1 protein-coding gene is annotated in these 1,184 nt (G+C 39.7%); it reads right to left on the reverse strand.

What is annotated here, in order from left to right:
* On the reverse strand, positions 1–1,184 hold a 1,184-nt coding region (locus FNW02_RS38195; protein ID WP_191762643.1), incomplete at both ends, for an amino acid adenylation domain-containing protein.

Here is a 1,184-nt window from a genome sequence, read left to right on the forward strand (position 1 = left end):
GCTATGTATTTACTTTCTCGTAAAATTCCATCTGGTGCGCTTAATGCTTTTTTATCTACTTTGCCATTTGCTGTTAATGGTATACTCTCTAAAATTACAAACGTACCAGGTATCATGTAGTCTGGTAGATTTTGCTTGAGGAATTCACGTAGTTGATTAGTAGTGAGTGATTTATTATCAGTGACTACATAAGCAACTAAACGTTTGTTCTCATGAATATCTTCTGTGGCAACTACCACAGCTTGTTGCACTTGCGGGTAAGCTGTTAGAACTGATTCAATTTCCCCTGGTTCGATGCGGAAGCCCCGCACCTTCAATTGGTTATCGATACGGCTAAGAAATTCAATGTTACCATCAGCTAAATAACGTGCTAAATCTCCAGTTTTATACAACCGTGCAGAACTTTGATTACTGAAAGGATCAGGGATGAATTTTTCTAAAGTTAGTTTGGGACGGTTGAGATAACCTCGTGCTAAACATAGACCACCGATGTGCAATTCTCCAGGAACACCAATGGGCACTGGTTGTAAATAGCGATCAAGGATGTAAATTGAAGTATTAGCAATGGGGCGACCTATGGGAACTGACTTATCTGATTGAAAGTCAGTTGTAGGCTCATAGACTGTTGCTGTAATAGTGGTTTCCGTCGAACCATAAGCATTAAGCAAACTCACATTATCTCGCGTATGCTTGAACCACAGCCTAAGTTGTTTTGGAGCTACAACTTCACTACCGACAATAACCAAGCGAAGACTCAGGGGTAACTCAACATCTTTCAATTGAGATAACTCCCAAATCCATCCTTGCCAGTATGATACTGGCAAATTCAATACCGTTAGTTTTTGTTGTTCGATTAGTTGGGACAAATTTGCAAAGGAGGAGAAAATTTTCTCTTCTGCAATAATTAAGGTTGCACTCCGAAGAAATGTGGGGAATATTTCTTCGTAAGCGACATCAAAGCCAAAGTTGGCAAATTGCAAGATTCGGTCATTGCAAGTTAAACCATATTTCTTTATGATGGCTTGACTGTGGTTAACCAAACTCTGCTGTTCAATCGCAACCCCCTTAGGTTGTCCAGTAGAACCAGAAGTGTAGATAACATAAGCCAAATTATCAGAAGCTACTTCAACATCAAGATTGTGGTGAGAGTATTGCTCTATTGATACCCAATCAGCATCCAAACA

This window comes from Komarekiella delphini-convector SJRDD-AB1, assembly GCF_014831675.1.
Classification (GTDB): Bacteria; Cyanobacteriota; Cyanobacteriia; order Cyanobacteriales; family Nostocaceae; genus Komarekiella.